Raw genomic sequence first — 16,583 nt, 5'->3', positions numbered from 1 at the left:
GGCCAGCCTATGCCGCCGCGCCACCCGCGTCTTGACCACGCTCAACCGCGGTCGGGCATTGGGGGCGTCGGGCGCCGTCCGGTCTTACTCTGGAGCAAAGCGGCGGAAGAACCATTGCTTCATCGCCTCCACCGCCAGCAGGTAGCACAGCAGCATGGCCGCCAGAATCAGGAAGAAGAACGGTGGCGGCTCCACGAAACCGAAGCGCGCGCCCAGCGGTGTGAGCGGCAGCAGCACGGCCGTCGCCACCACCGCCAGCGAACAGGCGACGAGCCAGGGATTGGGGCGGCTCTTGAAGGGATTGCGGCGGGTACGGATGATAAAAATCACCAGCACTTGGGTGGCCATCGATTCGATGAACCAGCCGGTCTGAAACAGCGCTTCGCCGGCCTGGAACACCGCCAGCATGACGTAGAAGGTGAGAAAGTCGAACACCGAGCTGACCGGGCCGACGATCAGCATGAAGTTGCGGATGAAGCCCATGTCCCAGTGGCGCGGATGGCTCAGGTAGTCGTCGTCCACCCGGTCCAGCGGGATCGGCAGCTCGGAGACGTCGTACAGCAGGTTGTTGAGCAGGATCTGCACCGGCAGCATCGGCAGGAAGGGCAGAAACAGCGCAGCGCCGGCCATGCTGAACATGTTGCCGAAGTTGGAGCTGGTGCCCATCATGATGTATTTCATGATGTTGCCGAAGGTGCGCCGCCCTTCGAGCACGCCGGCATGCAGCACGCCCAGGTCGTGCTCCAGCAAAATCATGTCGGCCGCCGCCTTCGCCACGTCGACCGCGCTGTCGACCGAAATGCTGACATCGGCCGAGTGCAGCGAGGGCGCGTCATTGATGCCGTCGCCCAGATAGCCGACTACATGGCCGCGCCGCTTCAGCGCCAGGATGACCCGGTTTTTCTGGGCCGGCGCCACCCGGCAGAACAGGTTGACCTGCTCCACGCGCGCCGCCAGCGCCGGCTCATCCATCTGCTGGATCGCGGCGCCGGTCAGCACCCCGCTCACCGGAATCCCGAGCTGCGCGCAGACATGCTGCGTCACCAGCTCGTTGTCGCCGGTGATGATCTTGACCGCGACGCGGTCGGCCGCCAACGCGGCCAGCGCCGCCTTGGCGCTCTGTTTGGGCGGATCGAGGAAGGCGGCGAAGCCGGCGAACACCAGTTCGCTTTCATCGCCCACCACCGCGTGCGGATGGTCGATCCCGACCGGCCGCGAGGCAATCCCCAGCACCCGGAAGCCATCCTTGCCGAGCGCCTCGAACTGGGCATTGATGCGCGCGCGCGCCGTCTCATCCAGAGGCTGCGTGCCGGCCTCGTCGCCTAGGCCGTAGCTGACCGACAGCCGCAGCACATCTTCGGGGGCGCCCTTGACCACCAGCAACCGGCTGCTGCCGTCGTCCAGCAGCACCGAGACCCGGCGGCGCTCGAAGTCGAACGGCACTTCATCGATCTTGCGCCAGCCGCTGGTGGCGATCTCGGCGTGCTCCAGGATGGCGTCGTCGAGCGGGCTTTTCAGGCCGGTTTCAAAAAAACTGTTGAGGTAGGCCAGTTCCAGTACGTGCTCGCTTTCCCGGCCGAGCGGGTCCAGGTGCCGTTCCAGATGGATGCGGGCCTCGGTCAGGGTGCCGGTCTTATCGGTGCAAAACACATCCATGCTGCCCAGGTTGTGGATCGCGGCCAGCCGCTTGACGATCACCTTGCTGGCGGCCATGCGCAGCGCGCCGCGCGACAGCGTCACCGACACCACCATCGGCAGCAGTTCCGGCGTCAGCCCCACCGCCAGCGCCACCGCGAACAGGAAGGATTCGAGCCAGGGACGGTGAAAGAAGGCATTCACCAGCAGCACGAACAGCACCAGCAGCAGCGTCATGCGCATGATCAGGATGCCGAAATTTTGGGTCCCCTGCTCGAAGGCGGTGGGCGGCGCCTTGACCAGCAGGGTGTCGGCGATCTCGCCCAGCGCCGTGTTCTGCCCGGTGCGGCACATCAGCACGCGGGCGCTGCCGCTGATGACTGACGTTCCCAGCAGCACGCTGTTGTTGGCCGCGAGGAGGTCGGTTTCTTGCGGCAAGTCGGCGGCCGCTTTTTCCACCGGATACGGTTCGCCAGTCAGGATTGCCTGGTTGACGAAGAAGTCTTTCGCCTCCAGCAACCTGCCGTCGCAGGGAATCAGGTCGCCGGCTGCCAGCAGTGCGACGTCGCCCGGCACCAGTTCGGCAAACGGGATCTGGCGCGGCTTGCCGTCGCGCAGCACATGGGCGCGCACCACCACTGACTGCCGCAGCCGTTCCGCCGCCTGCCCGGCCCGGTATTCCTGGACAAAATCGAGGCTGACGCTGATGACAACGATGATGGCGATGATGAAAAAGCTGGCGGCGTCGCCGGTGAAGGCCGACAGGGCGCTGGCCGCGAGCAGGATGATGATGAGGGGATTGCGGAACTTGGCCAGGAATTGCAGGACCAGCGCCCTGGTGCGTTCCGCATGGATCAGGTTGGGGCCGAACCGCGCCAGGCGCACCGCCGCCTCGGCGCTGCTCAAGCCATCAGGGCTGGCCGCCATCTGTGCCAGCAGCGCCGCGACCGGCGTTTGCCAGAATGCGGCATCCGTTTTGACGGCGGCCTCAGGCATGGCGGACCCCTTCGGACAACCGGACCGGAATCGGAAAAATCGGCCGCAATCAACGCTTGCAGCTCAAGCCGATTATTCCAAGCCAGACCACAGGCAGTACGGGGATAGATCAAACGGAGTGCCCTTGCGCTCGCGCCAGCGTACCCGCCGCGATCGGCCCGGTTTGTTGTCCCGGATGCGCCCTACGTCAATGTTGCGCGGTCGGTTTGGAACTACGATTTTCCTTTGCCCCGATCGGCGCCCGGGCCCGGTCAGACGCGGCCGGCGTGCGTTGCACGATGCAGGAGGGACAGTTTGCCCCGGATACATGGCTTGCCGCCAGGAAGGGAATCGACATGGCATCACTGCACAAGAGCGTTACCAGCACCGACGAGCTGCTTGCCGCGACGCAAGACCCGGCCGTGCACAGAATCATCGTGCGCGGCGTCCTGTCCAACCTGCCGTCGATTCGTCTCGGCCCCGGCCAGGCGCTGGCCGGCGAAAGCGAGCAGGCGACCTTTTCTTTTGCCGCCGGCAGTGATGGCCTGCAACTGAGCTCGGACAATGCCGTCGCCAATCCCCGCCTCGAAGCGTCGCTCGACAAGCGAGCGATCTTTAACGACACCGGCGTCGACAGCGGAGAGTCCTTGGTCAAAGGCGTGGTGGTGCAGTTGTCTGCGATTGCCTTGAGCATCAAGGCCGGCGGTTCGGTGCGCGAGATTGAAATCGATGGCGGCGTGGTGACGCATGGCAAGGACATCGCGCCGCTGGAACTGCATGGCGCGATCGGGGCGCTGCGGATCACCGGCGGCATCCAGGCGGCGGAGCATGCAACACCACACTAGGGCGCCGCAATGCGACCCAATCGGTCAATCATTTTGATCAAGGCTGACGCTCAAAAAAACATCGCGCCTGACTGGGTAAGCGCGATGTTTTGTCACCCTTAAATTCGTCCCATCAGCAATAGGATGATCAAGACCACCACGATCAGACCGACGATGCCGCTTGGGCCATAGCCCCAACTCCGGCTGTGTGGCCAACTCGGAAACGCGCCTATCAGAATCAATATCAAGATAATCAGGAGAATCGTACCTAAGCTCATGTTTTGCTCCGGTTATGGTTGATGAGCCTGTCGCGATTCCCGGCACGGGTATCGAGATCATCTCAGGCCAGTTCGCCCTGAAGATAAGTTATGCGCGCAGGTCGTCCAACTACGTGTGGTCTCTTAGCAAGGATGGATTTCCTCCCCTTCAGTCTGGCCTGCCTGGGTGGACCGCCTGTCCCTATCGAATCCCGATGCAGGTTCGAGGCGATCCTGTGCCACATTCAGCACGACGCGCATATCCTGCGTATCGAGCATGATCCTGTTCCATGGCACCGCGAAAAGCCCTTCGCCCGTCCCAGCACATCTATCTGACTCACTCAATACAATGGAGATTGACAAACCATAGGGCCAAGTTATGCCAGTTTCGGCACATGTCTTTGATGCGAGACAATCCGAATGCACTTGGCAAAAAACGGCGCCAGCCTTGTCTTTGCGGTACAAAATCCGATGGCTTATACGATTGCTCGCTTATCCCTGATGCCAAATCTATCGAACAGTTTCTTGTGCTGCAGGGAACCCATATCGGAAGGGTTGGGTGTCATCGCCGGATGGTGGCGGGATGCGAGTGCGCGGGATGGGTCAGTCGCGACATCGCGCGACCCGGGTGATGGAACGGGACTGGTAACGTCGCCCGCCACCGCGCTCGGCCTGGTCGGCATTCCGTTGATCGCGTTTGCGATCGCGGTGCGGCTGTTGCAGCGCGCCTTGGCGCCCGGCACCAGAACCATATACTCCCATTATAAGATGCTAATTTCATCAGTAAAGCATATGTTTTTACAATATACTCCATGATGTAGGTTGCATCAGGAACACGGAACCGATGCCGGGCCAGGATCGGGTCGTATGCGGCAGGAATGACGTATTTTAGAGTGTTGCCCCAAGGACATTTGGGCCCGCCCGGTGATACCCTGCCTTTTTCCACTCGCCGCCGCGGCCACGCCCCGACACCATGAGCAATCCCCACTACCCGAACCTGCTGGCGCCGCTCGACCTCGGTTTCACCACCTTGAAGAATCGCGTGATCATGGGCTCGATGCACACCGGGCTGGAAGACCGCTTCTACAACTACCCGAAGCTGGCGGCCTACTTCCGCGAACGCGCCAGGGGCGGTGCCGGCCTGATCGTCACCGGCGGCATTTCGCCGAATCGCAGCGGCTGGCTGCTGCCGTTCGGCGGCACCCTGAACAATTCCTTCGACCTGCGCAATCACCGCCGCCTGACCGCCGCCGTGCATGAGGAAGGCGGCAAGATCGCGCTGCAGATCCTGCACGCCGGACGCTACGGCTATCAGCCGCTGGTGGTCTCGGCCTCGGCGCTGAAGTCGCCAATTTCGATGTTCAAGCCGCGCGCACTGTCCGAGCGCGGCATCCTGCGCACCATCGCCGACTACGTGCGCTGCGCCCGGCTGGCGAAGCGCGCCGGCTACGACGGCATCGAGATCATGGGCAGCGAGGGCTATCTGCTGAACCAGTTCCTGTGCGCGCGCACCAACCGTCGCAGCGACCGTTGGGGCGGCAGCATCGAAAACCGGATGCGGCTGCCGGTCGAGATCGTGCGCCGCGTACGCGCCGCGCTCGGCACCGATTTCATCATCATGTACCGCCATTCGCTGCTCGATCTGGTCGAAGGCGGCAACAGTTGGGACGAAGTGGTGGCGGTGGCGCAGGCGCTGGAGCGCGCCGGCGTCACCATCTTCAACACTGGCGTCGGCTGGCACGAGGCGCGGGTGCCGACCATCGTCACCTCGGTGCCGCGCGCGGCGTTTGCCAGCCTGGCCGGGCGCCTGCGCCGGAACGTCACGGTGCCGGTGGTGGCCTCGAACCGGATCAACATGCCGGACGATGCCGAGGCCATCCTGGCGCGCGGCGACGCCGACCTGATCTCGATGGCGCGGCCGTTCCTGGCCGATCCCGAGTTCGTCAACAAGGCCGCTGCCGGCCGTGCCGACGAAATCAACACCTGCATCGCCTGCAACCAGGCCTGCCTCGACCACACCTTCGCCAACAAACGCGCCACCTGCCTGGTCAATCCGCGCGCCGGCTACGAAACCGAGCTGGTCTACCGCAAGACGGCGCAAGCCAAAAAGATCGCCGTGGTCGGCGCCGGCCCGGCCGGGCTGTCGGCGGCCACCGTGGCCGCCGGGCGCGGCCAAGCGGTGACGTTGTTCGAAGCCAGCGGCCGCATCGGCGGCCAGTTCAAGCTGGCGATGAAAATTCCCGGCAAGGAAGAATTCGCCGAAACCCTGCGCTATTACGCGCGCCAGATCGAGATCACCGGCGTGGTGCTGAAGCTGAACACGCGCGTTTCGCGCGCCGAATTGCTGGGGCAGGGCTTCGACCACGTGATCGTCGCCGCCGGCGTGACGCCGCGCACGCCGCCGATTCCGGGCATCGACCATCCGAAGGTGATTTCCTACTACGATTTGCTGCAAAACGACCCGCCGGTCGGCCAGCGCGTCGCCATCATCGGCGCCGGCGGCATCGGCTTCGACGTCGGGGAATACCTGCTGCACGACCGCCGCGTGCCGCTGCCGGTGCCGCTGTCGCACTGGCTGGACGAATGGGGCGTCGACCTGGAAGCGCGCGTAGCCGGCGCCGGCGGCCTGCGGCCGCCGCTGACGGCAACCCCAGTGCGCCAGATATACCTATTGCAGCGCAAGACCACGAAGATGGGCGCCGGCCTCGGCAAGACTACCGGCTGGGTGCATCGCGCGCTGCTGCAGCGGCATGGCGTGCAAATGCTGACCGGCATCGACTACCGCCGGATCGACGATGCCGGCCTGCATGTCACGCAGGACGGCGTCGAACGCCTGCTGGAAGTCGACCACGTGATCGTTTGCGCCGGCCAGGATTCTTTGAACGAACTGATGCCGGCGCAAAATGACGCCGCCGGCCCGCAGTTCCACCTGATCGGCGGTGCCAAGCTGGCGGCCGAGCTGGACGCCAAACGGGCGATCCGGGAAGGGGCGGAGCTGGCGGCGCGGTTGTAATCCAGCCGGCTGCGGTCGACAGGCTTGTTTTCGCAGCGTAGTTTGGCCCGGGTGGGCACCGCGCGCTCGCTGTCTTGCGTATTTGCAAACGCCGAGCAAGGAGCGAAACGCACTCGAGTTTGGCGTAGTGTCGAGCCCGATTCGGGTGTTACCATCGCCCTATCGTTGTTTCCAGCCCGCAGCCATGTACCGCAGACTCGCACCCTTGCTTGCCGCCGCCCTCGCCGCCTGTTCCAGCGTACCGCTCGAACCGGCGCGGCCGCTGCCGCCCGCCGCCGAGGCGGGCCGGGTCGAAAGCGTTGCCGGCAGCGCCTCGAGCGCGGGCTCGCTGGCGGCATATAAATACGACCTCGCCAACCGCATTGCGCAGGCCAATTCGATCCAGGTGTTTGCCGGCCGCCCGCAAGCTCTGCTGCGCTCGGTGGTGGTGGTCAAATACCAAGTGGACGCCAACGGCCGCCTGCTGAGCAGCAACATCCTGCGCTCGAACCACGACCGCGTCACCGAAAGCACGGCGCTGGCCGCCTTGCGCAAGGCCGCGCCGTTTCCGAAGCCGGCCGCACATCTGTTGCGCCGCGGCCAGGTCGAAGTATTGGAAACCTGGCTGTTCAACAACGATGGCCGCTTCCAGTTGCGCACCATAGCCGAAGCGCAAGCGAACGAGTAGCCCCGGCCCGCGCCGGCTTGCTTCCGCCGCGTTTCTCGCCTACCATCAGGCCAGACTCGATGCGTCAGTTCGACCGCATTTCACCCGAATACCGATTCCCCCTTTGGCCGCCTGCCCCGCGCCGCCGAGCGCGCGGGATCGGCTCATTGCTCATAGATTGGAAATACCGATGGATACTCGCCCCGGCATCATCATTTCGAGTTTCGACCTGGAACGGCTGGAACAATTACTGGAATCCGACAAGTACCGCAACCTGCCCGGCATCGATGCGCTGCAAAGCGAAATCGACCGCGCCACGATCGTCGCGCCCAACGAGGTGCCGCCGAACGTGATCACGATGAATTCGGCGGTCAAGTTCGTCGATGACGCCACCGGCACCGAATACCGGCTGTCGCTGGTGTATCCGGGCCAGACCGACGTGCCGGACGCGGTCTCGGTGCTGGCGCCGGTCGGCAGCGCGCTGCTCGGGCTGTCGGTCGGGCAATCGATTTCCTGGCAGGCCCCGGGCGGCCGCGAACTGCGCCTGCGCGTGCTGGAAGTCACCTATCAGCCGGAGGCCAGCGGCGAGTTTCATCGCTGATCGGCGCCGGCCGGCATGAACGCCAGTTGGGTGGCGACCAATGCGGTGGCGACGCTGCTGTTGCCGCCGCTCAATCTGGTCCTGATCGCCGCGTACGGCCTGTGGTTGCGCCGTCGCCAGCCGCGACTCGGGGCGTCGCTCAGCATCGGCGCGCTGGCGCTGTTGCTGGTGCTGTGTACCAAGGCCGGCGCCTTGCTGCTGGTGGCGCCGCTGGAAAATCTGACGCAGCCGCTGGCGCCGGCCGGGCTGCCGGCGGTGCAGGCCATCGTGGTGCTCGGCGGTGGACGCATCGGCGGCGCGCCCGAATATGGCGGCCGCGATTCCCCCGGTTTGACGACGTTGGTGCGCTTGCGCTATGCCGCCCATTTGCAGCGCACCAGCGGCTTGCCGCTGCTGGTTTCCGGCGGCAGCCCGGACGGTGCGGCCGAATCGGAGGCGGCGCTGATGGCGCGCAGCTTGCGCGAGGATTTCGGGGTGCCGGTGCGCTGGCTGGAGCCGGGTTCGGACAACACCGCCGAAAATGCCCGCTACGCGGCGCAGCAGTTGCGCGGCGCCGGCGTCCGCCGCGTGCTGCTGGTCACCGACGCGATCCACATGCCGCGTTCCCGGTCGGTGTTTATCCGTTACGGGCTGGAGGTGGTACCGGCGCCGACGGTATTTTTCAGTCATCAGCGTCTGACTCCGCTTGATTTTTTCCCGGACGGCGAAGGCTTGCGGCGCTCGCATTACGCCTTGCATGAGTGGATCGGGCTGCTGTGGTACCGGCTGCGGTATGGTGCTGGCGCCTGAGGCGGTTCCTGCGCCAGCGCCAGCGCCGAGCGCGTGAAAGGAGTGGCGATGAATTCGCTTGAAGTGGATGTGGCGGTGATCGGCGCCGGCACCGCTGGCCTGGCCGCCTTGCGCGCGGCACGTTCGCATGGCCAGCGCGTGGTGCTGATCGAGGGCGGCGCCTATGGCACCACCTGCGCCCGGGTCGGCTGCATGCCGAGCAAACTGCTGATCGCCGCTGCCGACGCGGCGCACACCGTGGCCGGCGCCGACCGCTTCGGCGTGGCCGCCGGGCCGGTGCGCATCGATGGCCGCGCCGTGATGGCACGCGTGCAGGCCGAGCGCGACCGCTTTGTCGGCTTCGTGCTGGACGGCGTGGAGCAAATCGCGCCGCACGAGCGGCTGCGCGGGCATGCCCGCTTTCTGGACCCGCAACGCCTGCAGGTCGATGCGCATACCGTGGTGCAAGCCGGCCGGGTCGTGATCGCCACCGGTTCCAGCCCGCTGATCCCGGAGCAGTTCAAGGCCGCCGGCGCATTGGCGCAAACCAGCGATGACATCTTTGAATGGCCCGATTTGCCGCGTTCGGTGGCGGTGATCGGCACCGGCATCGTCGGCCTTGAACTGGGTCAGGCGCTGCATCGGCTGGGCGTGCGGGTGGCGCTGTTCGGGCATCGGCGGCTGGCGCAACTGAGCGACCCGGTGGTGCAGGAAACCGCCGCGCGCTGCCTCGGCGCCGAACTGGACTTGCGGCTGCCTGCCGAAGTGCTCGAGGTGCGGCGCGAGGCCGGGGAAGTCGTGCTGACTTCGCGCGCCGCCGACGGCGCGGTGCGCAGCGAGCGCTACGAGCGGGTGCTGTGCGCCACCGGGCGCGTGCCGAACCTTGGCGATCTCGGCCTCCAGCAAGCCGGTATCGAACTGGACCAGCGCGGCGTGCCGCGCTTCGATCCGGCTACCATGCGCTGCGGCACCAGCACGATCTTCATCGCCGGCGACGCCAGCAACGAGCGGCCGCTGCTGCATGAAGCCGCCGACCAGGGCCGCATCGCCGGCGACAATGCCGGCGCCTATCCCGAGCGTCGGCCGGGACCGCGCCACGAGCCGCTGGCGATCGTCTTTTCCGACCCGCAGATCGCCAGCGTTGGGCGCAGTTGGCACAGCCTGCAGGAGAATGGCGCGGCGCCGTTTGCGGTGGGCCAGGTCTCGTTCGAGAATCAGGGGCGCAGCCGCGTCATGCTGCAAAACCAGGGCGTGCTGCGGGTGTATGGCGAGTACGGCTCGGATCGCTTCCTCGGCGCCGAGATGATCGCGCCGCGCGCCGAACACCTGGCGCATCTGCTGGCCTGGGCCTGCCAGAGCCGGATGACGGTGGCGCAGATGCGCGGCATGCCGTTTTACCACCCGGTGATCGAGGAAGGCGTGCGCAGCGCGCTGCGCGATCTGCAGGAGCAGTTGCGGCATGGCCTGCCGGCGATCGAACACTGCGCCGATTGCACGCCCGGCATGTGACGGCCGGGGCTGGGCGGCGCAGCTATTTCTTGTTGAGCAGGCCGAATACCAGCGACACCACGAAGATCAGCACGAAGAGCCAGAACAGCACCCGGGCAATCTCGGCGGCGCCGGCGGCGATGCCGCTGAAACCGAAGACGCCGGCAATGATCGCAATTACAAAAAAAATGGCGGCATAGCGGAGCATATCAATCTCCTTCGAGGTCGATAGTGGTATTAATATCGCTAGCTGTTACCTTATCGGAAAGCCGGATAGTGTGGTTGATCCGGAACAACCCGGCGACGCACCTTGAAATCCGGCGTTTCCCGCGTTCACCGTCTGACCGCTTGCATTTTTTACAGGAGAAGAACCATGCTGACCCCGAATCTGAAAACCTCCCGCAACGACATGAAAACCCTGGTGCGCGATGCCCAGGACCTGTTCCGCGAAGCGGCTTCCGCCACCGGCGACAAGGCTGAAACCCTGCGCGGCAAGGGCTTGGCCCTGCTCGACACGGCGCTGAACAAGGCCCAGGACGTGCAGGCGGCGGCGCTGGATACCGGCAAGGAACTGGCCGCCACCGCGGACGATTACGTGCAGGAGAATCCGTGGCGCGCGGTTGCCATTTCGGCCGGCGTCGGCTTGCTGGTCGGGCTGATCATCGGCCGCAAGTAGCCGCGCGACGGGCGACCGATTGCGCCAGCGCACGCTTTGCCGGATTGATATTGCACATCAAGAACCATCCGGCCATGGCCAGGGTCGAATCATTGTTTCATGACTAGAGGAGGCCGCTGATGCGCACCCGAATGATGATTTCCATGCTGGCCGCCGCGGTGGCGGTTGGCGGCTGTGCCGAGATGTCGCCGACCCAGCGCGGCACTGCTACCGGCGCCGGCATCGGCGCCGGCCTGGGGGCGATTCTGGGCGCCACCACCGGCGGTGGTGGTGGCGGGCGCGCGGCGACCGGCGCGGTGCTGGGCGGCGCCGCCGGCGCGGTGGTCGGCAACATCTGGTCCAATAAAATGGAAAACCAGAAACGCCAGATGGAACAGGCCACCCAGGGCACCGGCGTTCAGGTCAGCCAGACCGCCGACAACCGGCTCAAGCTGGACATTCCGAGCGACATCTCGTTCGATACCGGGCGCGCCGACATTCAGTCGAACTTCCGGCCGATCCTGGACCGCTTCGCCACCGGCCTGCTCGACAATCCGAATACGATCATCACCATCATCGGCCACACCGACAATACCGGCAACGACGCCATCAACGATCCGCTGTCACTGAATCGCGCCGCCCGGACGCGCGACTACCTCGCCAGCCGCGGCGTCGCCGCCAACCGTTTCATCGTCGAAGGGCGCGGCTCGCACGAGCCGCTGGTCGCCAACGACAGCGCCACCAACCGCGCGCGCAATCGCCGCGTCGAAATTTACGTCGCCGAGCAGCAACCGGGTGCGCCGGGCGCATCGCCAAGATAGGCTCGATGCTTGTCCGGCCATACCAGAATGGCGTACAGACCTGGCCGCATGCGGGCCTGTGCCAGGCTATATACTCCCGTAATGAATATCGGTTTTCGCACATAAAATGGATAATTTTGATGCATACCCCTGCATTTCGGCGGTGCTATGCCGATCCAGCGCGGGCCCGCGGTATGTCCTCTCGGCTCCAATGAAAAGAGCCGCAAACCTTGACGGGTGCGGCTCTTTCTGAGCCATCCACAGCGCGCTGCAGACGGCCGGCAATGACTGGCCCGGCTTACTTCACGGCAGCCATCATATAGGCGACGGCGGCCTTGACTTCGTCGTCCGAAGCTTGCGAACCACCCTTGGCTGGCATCATGCCGGTCTTGCCCTGGAAACCCTTGATCGCATGCTCGTCCAGGACGGCCACCCCTTGCTTGATGCGATCCGCCCAGGCTGCCTTGTCGCCGAACTTCGGCGCACCGGCGATGCCGGCGGTGTGACATGCCATGCAGGTGCTGTCGTACAGCTTTTTGCCGGCGTCGCTGGCCGCCTGAGCCGGCGCGGCCGCGGCTGGCGCCGCTGCGGCAGGAGCTGGCGCGCTGGCGGCCGGCGCCGGTGCAGCAGCAGCCGGCTTGGCAGCCGGTGCTTCCGGTTCCTTGAATTTGGCGCCCGACTGGTTCGCCATGTAGACCACCGCGCGTGCCACTTCGACGTCATCCAGATCGGGATTGCCGCCCTTGGCCGGCATCGCATTCAGCCCCTTCATTGCATGACCCAGCACGGTGTCGTAGCCGGCGGCAATCCGCGCCGACCAGGCGGCGGCGTCACCCAGCTTCGGTGCGCCGGCGGCGCCGCTACCGTGACAGGCGGCGCAGGTCGCCTTGTACACCTGCTCGCCGGTCTGCAGTTGTTTCGGTGCGCTGGCGTCTTTCAACGTGAAGCCCTGGTCAGCCACGGGCTGGATGCGTGCCTCGATCGCCGCCGGTGTTTGCGCTTCCGAGCCGGTTCCGACCTTGGGGCCGTTTGACGCATACTCGACCAGCAGGCCGATGATGATGATCGGCACCAGGAAACCCGCGATGACCGCGGCAATCAGTTGTTTCGGAGTCCTGATGCCGGACTGATGTTCGTTGTGTGCGTCACTCATGATTCCCTCGGTGCAATTTTCGAAATCGGTGGCCAGGCGTGTCTTGCAACAGGACCTGAAATATGGCAGCGGATGCCTCGCCAAACTCTTAATTATAGACTTAACGATTGCTATTTGGAATGAAAAACCCGCGCTTTACGTGGACGCGGCCGCCGAAAACCGTTATCCTTCACGCCTGTTCGGCATTCCCGCGCGGCTGTAGCTCAGTGGATAGAGTATTGGCCTCCGAAGCCAAGGGTCGTGGGTTCGATCCCCGCCAGCCGCACCAATTAAATCAAGTACTTATTGAGGGCCTTCGTGCTTTGAAGGTGCAATTAAGGGCTTAATTCTTAGTTGTGTACCCGTTGTGTACCCGAATTTTGTCAATTTCGGTCTGCGTAAATCAATCTGAATTGGGCTTGCCGGGCCATACTCGGGCACAAGTGCTTGTCATGGTGTTCTATTCGAACCCAGTCCATTTCATCGTCCGCAGCCATTGCGATACATCATATTCCCAGGTTCCAATAAGGTAAGCGGATTCACGAGTCTATCCAGAGCCGTTCCGCCACTGTCAGCATCGCTCCGATACATTGATCGTCGTTTTACCGCCGCCCTCACCAATGCATCAACGTGCAAATCGTTGTCAAAGTTGGCTCGATCGACGACAGAATTCCTTGCCCAGTAGTCGGGCCCATCGGCAGCTAAGCGCGTCCAAACAGCCGATGCCGAAATCTGTCGGACTTCAGACCCCGACCAATCCCGGTCACTAACCATGCTAAACGTCACCTTGATGAAAGTTCCCGTTCGCGACAATGTTGCATACAGTATGGAAGCCAGATGTTGTCGCCGCAGTTGTCGCATCGGCTCATGCTTTGCTCGAGATTGTGCGTCTTCAAGAAGTCGAGCCAGTCGTGGCTACTGTACTGGCTGCCTTGTCTTGTATGGGCCGTTGGGGTATGCGGGCAAGGCGCTCGGTCTGCCAGTGAATCCAAGTGCGGTTACGAGAGCGCTATTGGTGTAGCGGGCGCGGTCTGGCTGGGGGGAGGCCGATGCATAAGCGGATGCGTAGGCGCATGAGCTGACTTCAGAGTAACGTGTATAGTTGATAAGCGCCATAGCAAAATGGCTGCTGCTTGAGGGCCGCTACGCGCTCAACCGAGTTCGCGTCGCCCAGATTCATTTTGTTTTTGAGTTCGGGATCGGAAATATGCTCGAATAATTGCATTGCGTCTGTCCCCGGCATTGTAATCAATGACCCCAGTGCAATACTGAATGCGCGAGAGAGTTCGGTTCCCTTGCCGAGTTCGATCGCGAAGCGTGTCGACAGCAAGTAGTCGAAGCGATCGAGGGTGGCCCATGCGGCGCCAGTCACGACGCTCTGCCGGTTTGTCAAAAGAATGCTGGGGTAGCCCGCCAATTCATGTGAATCGAAGTCGCGCTGGGCGTTTCGACTGATTAGGCCTCCACTATGACATGCGCTCAGCATGACCAGTCGATGCGGCCAGCGATACGCCGACTGCTGGATGGTGTCGAAATACATTGCGGTGTCAGCATGGACACCGCGAGTATTAGCGAAAGCCGGGTCAGCAAAGATCCCGATGGACACGCCATGCTGCGCCAGGATCAACGTATCCGTTGCCTCCATGGCTTCTTTAAGCTGGGACGATGTCGAGTTGATAATGGATTGCCCAGCGAGGCCCAAAACACTGCAGAAGCTTTCGAATTGCGTCCTAGCGAACTGCAGGTTCGTCGGCTCTTCCAGCAGCGCCAGAGGCTTATTGAGCGGTGCATCGCACGTTATTCTGGGATAGATTGCCACACAAGTACGAACCTCGAACTCTCCGTTGGCCATCCGCGCCTGCAATGGAGCGTGTCCGCAGACTAACAGGTTGGCCGACAGCAGATCCAGCCGGTCCGGGAATAAAACGAGACCGCGGCACTGGTCGGAAGCGAGCAGCGGCAATACGCTTTCGAACGAGGATAAAAGCGCCTCTTGGTATCCGTTCAGTACTTTGACGAAGCTCGGCGTCGAGATCGTGTTCTGCCTGTGTCCGTGCAGCGATTCATAAAAGGCGGCAGTCTGGTCGATCGGCAAATCACAGAAGTGATACCGTTCACCGACAAGGAGCAGCGCTTTTCCCTTCGCGGTCAGGAGCATGACAAGTAATGCGTATCCTTCGTCCAGTCTGTGCTTTATCAGATTCGCGGCGTTTTCAAGGCACGCGGTCGCAAGCGCATGTCGGAAGCTGTAACGCTGAGAGAGTTGATTGGCCAGTTCGCTGAATTCGCGCCATGGATCAGGTATCAAGTCTTGCGCAAATGGATCGTTGTACTTCTCAAGATAGCCTTGGAGATAGGGGGCACCGAAGTTCGCGAGTCGAAATATGCTTTGGTCGAGGGCCTCCCTTTCCTGATCTGTTAGCCGGCTCGACAGTTCGTTTGCCCAATCGAGGAGATGAAGCCAGTCCGTCAATTGGTTGCAACGGGTGCTGGCAACTATATCAATCAAGTCATTTGCGGAGCCTTGCGCCGGCAATTTGCACATGAGCGATTCGATTCGGTCGATATAACGTTCGCGCAGGGCTCGTCGATAGTGGAGTTTGTCAACGGTTGACAAGGTATGATTGAGGAACATTGCAGCGTCTCTCAGGCATTTTGCTGCTCCCGTTGGCCTGGCGCCTGAGATGGCATTGGCAGCCGCCACCAACTCCAACTCGACGAGTTGTTCCGGGTCATTACCTTCTTGCTGGGCGGCACAGATTCTGGCTTGGCGCATCTGTTCATCGGCGCGTGCCAAATCGCCAAGCTTGCGTAGGCAAGCGCTCATGTTAATGCGAAGTGGAAGCCAAGGAGTTTCCTCGGCGTTGGAGTTCAGGCATTCTTCATAAGCCGCGACTGCCTTGTCATGGTCACCCGATCGCATAGATGAGGTTGCCAAGTTGAGCGTTATGCTGAGTGGTACAGCAAGGTTCATCTTTCGATAAAGATCTCTTGCAATCGTGGCCGCCTTCACGCCGAAAGTCTCGTCGCCCTCAAGAAACGCGACGGCCGCTTCCGTTTCCATGACCCGTGTGAGCAGTCTTGCGTTGCGGTGCTGCCGTGCCAGGCCTTCCGCATCGGCAAGCGCATGGTAAGCAGGCTGGAAGGCTCCATAGTCGGCCAGCAGCTGTGCAATCTCCAGAATTGCCGAAACCGCAAGGTCAATTGCATCAAAGTGGACGTAGAAGCGCGTCATTTGGGCGAGCAGATGCATCAGATAGTCTGGACTCCCAAACCGGTCCATCCTTGCGCGAACGTTATCGATGCCTGACAGTCCGGCCTGAGGCGTTTCATTGTCGATCGAATGGGAGACTAGTTCAGCCAGCGCCATCCGGCTCTGAGCAAAATCGCCACACTCGAAAGACGCAAGGATCAACGTGTTGAGTGCATAGGCCTTGGGCCAAGGACGAGACGAGGCTGAAAACAACTCGACGGATATTTTCGCGCAATCGACTACCCGCTTCGTGTCACCCTGATCGAGTTGGCGGTGCAGCAAGTTGTCGACTTCGTCCAACTCTTCATCGGATGCGCCGGATTCTACTAACGTGCTTAGATATGCCCTGAACAGTTCGGGATCAAGCGGTATGTCTGCCGTCATGCGTATTTTCCTGGTCGTGTTGTTGGGAAGGGCGATCGCGAGCGGTAGCGGACCTTCACCGTGGTCTAGCCGTAGCGCCGGCGCACGGGCCAACTTCGAGGAGTCGCCGATTTCCTCCGTACTTCATCGGGGCGCAAGGTGGAGCGCCCACC

The 16,583-nt window shown here is 62.9% G+C and carries 15 protein-coding genes and 1 tRNA gene; 11 read left to right on the top strand and 5 right to left on the bottom strand.

Annotated elements, in window-relative coordinates; translation table 11 throughout:
* Nucleotides 1-84 precede the first annotated feature (84 nt).
* Nucleotides 85-2,631 (bottom strand): magnesium-translocating P-type ATPase, encoded by a 2,547-nt coding sequence (gene mgtA, locus ACK2VC_RS08970; RefSeq protein WP_486729997.1) that lies wholly within the window; start codon nucleotides 2,629-2,631, stop codon nucleotides 85-87.
* 335 nt (nucleotides 2,632-2,966) lie between these two features.
* On the opposite strand from mgtA, the gene ACK2VC_RS08965 reads away from it, so the two are divergent.
* A complete protein-coding gene (locus tag ACK2VC_RS08965) occupies nucleotides 2,967-3,455 on the top strand; it encodes a hypothetical protein (RefSeq protein WP_486729996.1) in 489 nt (162 codons plus the stop codon).
* Nucleotides 3,456-3,553: 98 nt separating this feature from the next.
* Here the strand turns inward: ACK2VC_RS08965 and ACK2VC_RS08960 are convergent, their stop codons facing one another.
* A complete protein-coding gene (locus tag ACK2VC_RS08960) occupies nucleotides 3,554-3,712 on the bottom strand; it encodes a DUF3309 family protein (RefSeq protein WP_486729995.1) in 159 nt (52 codons plus the stop codon).
* Nucleotides 3,713-4,117: 405 nt separating this feature from the next.
* Between ACK2VC_RS08960 and ACK2VC_RS08955 the strand changes: the two genes are divergently transcribed.
* The 6 genes from ACK2VC_RS08955 to ACK2VC_RS08930 all read left to right on the top strand — a co-directional run bounded on the left by ACK2VC_RS08955 (nucleotide 4,118) and on the right by ACK2VC_RS08930 (nucleotide 10,228).
* Entirely contained in the window at nucleotides 4,118-4,507 is a 390-nt protein-coding gene (locus ACK2VC_RS08955) for a hypothetical protein (protein WP_486729994.1), read from the top strand.
* Between the two features lie 157 nt (nucleotides 4,508-4,664).
* Nucleotides 4,665-6,704, top strand: a complete 2,040-nt coding sequence (locus tag ACK2VC_RS08950; protein WP_486729993.1) for an oxidoreductase — start codon at nucleotides 4,665-4,667, stop codon at nucleotides 6,702-6,704.
* Between the two features lie 184 nt (nucleotides 6,705-6,888).
* Nucleotides 6,889-7,371 (top strand): energy transducer TonB family protein, encoded by a 483-nt coding sequence (locus tag ACK2VC_RS08945; RefSeq protein ID WP_486729992.1) that lies wholly within the window; start codon nucleotides 6,889-6,891, stop codon nucleotides 7,369-7,371.
* 169 nt (nucleotides 7,372-7,540) lie between these two features.
* The gene (gene rnk / locus ACK2VC_RS08940) at nucleotides 7,541-7,951 is read left to right on the top strand and encodes a nucleoside diphosphate kinase regulator (RefSeq protein ID WP_486729991.1); all 411 of its coding nucleotides are present in this window, start codon (nucleotides 7,541-7,543) and stop codon (nucleotides 7,949-7,951) included.
* A 15-nt stretch (nucleotides 7,952-7,966) separates the two neighbouring features.
* A complete protein-coding gene (locus tag ACK2VC_RS08935; RefSeq protein WP_486729990.1) occupies nucleotides 7,967-8,740 on the top strand; it encodes a YdcF family protein in 774 nt (257 codons plus the stop codon).
* Nucleotides 8,741-8,788: 48 nt separating this feature from the next.
* Nucleotides 8,789-10,228 (top strand): dihydrolipoyl dehydrogenase, encoded by a 1,440-nt coding sequence (locus tag ACK2VC_RS08930; RefSeq protein WP_486729989.1) that lies wholly within the window; start codon nucleotides 8,789-8,791, stop codon nucleotides 10,226-10,228.
* A 22-nt stretch (nucleotides 10,229-10,250) separates the two neighbouring features.
* Here the strand turns inward: ACK2VC_RS08930 and ACK2VC_RS08925 are convergent, their stop codons facing one another.
* Nucleotides 10,251-10,415, bottom strand: a complete 165-nt coding sequence (locus ACK2VC_RS08925; RefSeq protein ID WP_486729988.1) for a DUF1328 domain-containing protein — start codon at nucleotides 10,413-10,415, stop codon at nucleotides 10,251-10,253.
* Nucleotides 10,416-10,580: 165 nt separating this feature from the next.
* Here ACK2VC_RS08925 and ACK2VC_RS08920 point away from each other — a divergent pair, with 165 nt between their 5' ends.
* Together ACK2VC_RS08920 and ACK2VC_RS08915 are read left to right on the top strand one after the other, a co-directional pair.
* Nucleotides 10,581-10,883, top strand: a complete 303-nt coding sequence (locus ACK2VC_RS08920) for an ElaB/YgaM/YqjD family protein (protein WP_486729987.1) — start codon at nucleotides 10,581-10,583, stop codon at nucleotides 10,881-10,883.
* Between the two features lie 119 nt (nucleotides 10,884-11,002).
* On the top strand, nucleotides 11,003-11,683 hold the full coding sequence (locus ACK2VC_RS08915; protein ID WP_486729986.1) for a YiaD family glycine zipper/OmpA-like lipoprotein: 681 nt from the start codon (nucleotides 11,003-11,005) through the stop codon (nucleotides 11,681-11,683).
* A 277-nt stretch (nucleotides 11,684-11,960) separates the two neighbouring features.
* On the opposite strand, the gene ACK2VC_RS08910 is transcribed toward ACK2VC_RS08915, so the two are convergent.
* Complete coding sequence (locus ACK2VC_RS08910) at nucleotides 11,961-12,815, bottom strand: c-type cytochrome (RefSeq protein ID WP_486729985.1); 855 nt, start codon at nucleotides 12,813-12,815, stop codon at nucleotides 11,961-11,963.
* Nucleotides 12,816-12,858: 43 nt separating this feature from the next.
* On the opposite strand from ACK2VC_RS08910, the gene ACK2VC_RS08905 reads away from it, so the two are divergent.
* Together ACK2VC_RS08905 and ACK2VC_RS08900 are read left to right on the top strand one after the other, a co-directional pair.
* Nucleotides 12,859-13,017 carry a hypothetical protein gene (locus ACK2VC_RS08905; protein ID WP_486729984.1) on the top strand — a complete coding sequence of 53 codons (159 nt, stop codon included), beginning with the start codon at nucleotides 12,859-12,861 and terminating at the stop codon, nucleotides 13,015-13,017.
* A tRNA-Arg gene (locus ACK2VC_RS08900) sits at nucleotides 13,008-13,083 on the top strand. The genes ACK2VC_RS08905 and ACK2VC_RS08900 overlap by 10 nt, the downstream gene beginning before the upstream one ends.
* 795 nt (nucleotides 13,084-13,878) lie before the next feature.
* Here the strand turns inward: ACK2VC_RS08900 and ACK2VC_RS08895 are convergent.
* Nucleotides 13,879-16,431 carry a tetratricopeptide repeat protein gene (locus ACK2VC_RS08895; protein WP_486729983.1) on the bottom strand — a complete coding sequence of 851 codons (2,553 nt, stop codon included), beginning with the start codon at nucleotides 16,429-16,431 and terminating at the stop codon, nucleotides 13,879-13,881.
* Nucleotides 16,432-16,583: the final 152 nt, after the last annotated feature.

The sequence above is a fragment of the Herbaspirillum sp. WTB6 genome (assembly GCF_057457785.1).
Note: the sequence above shows the minus strand (reverse complement) of the source record. Positions and strands in the feature narration are given on the sequence as shown.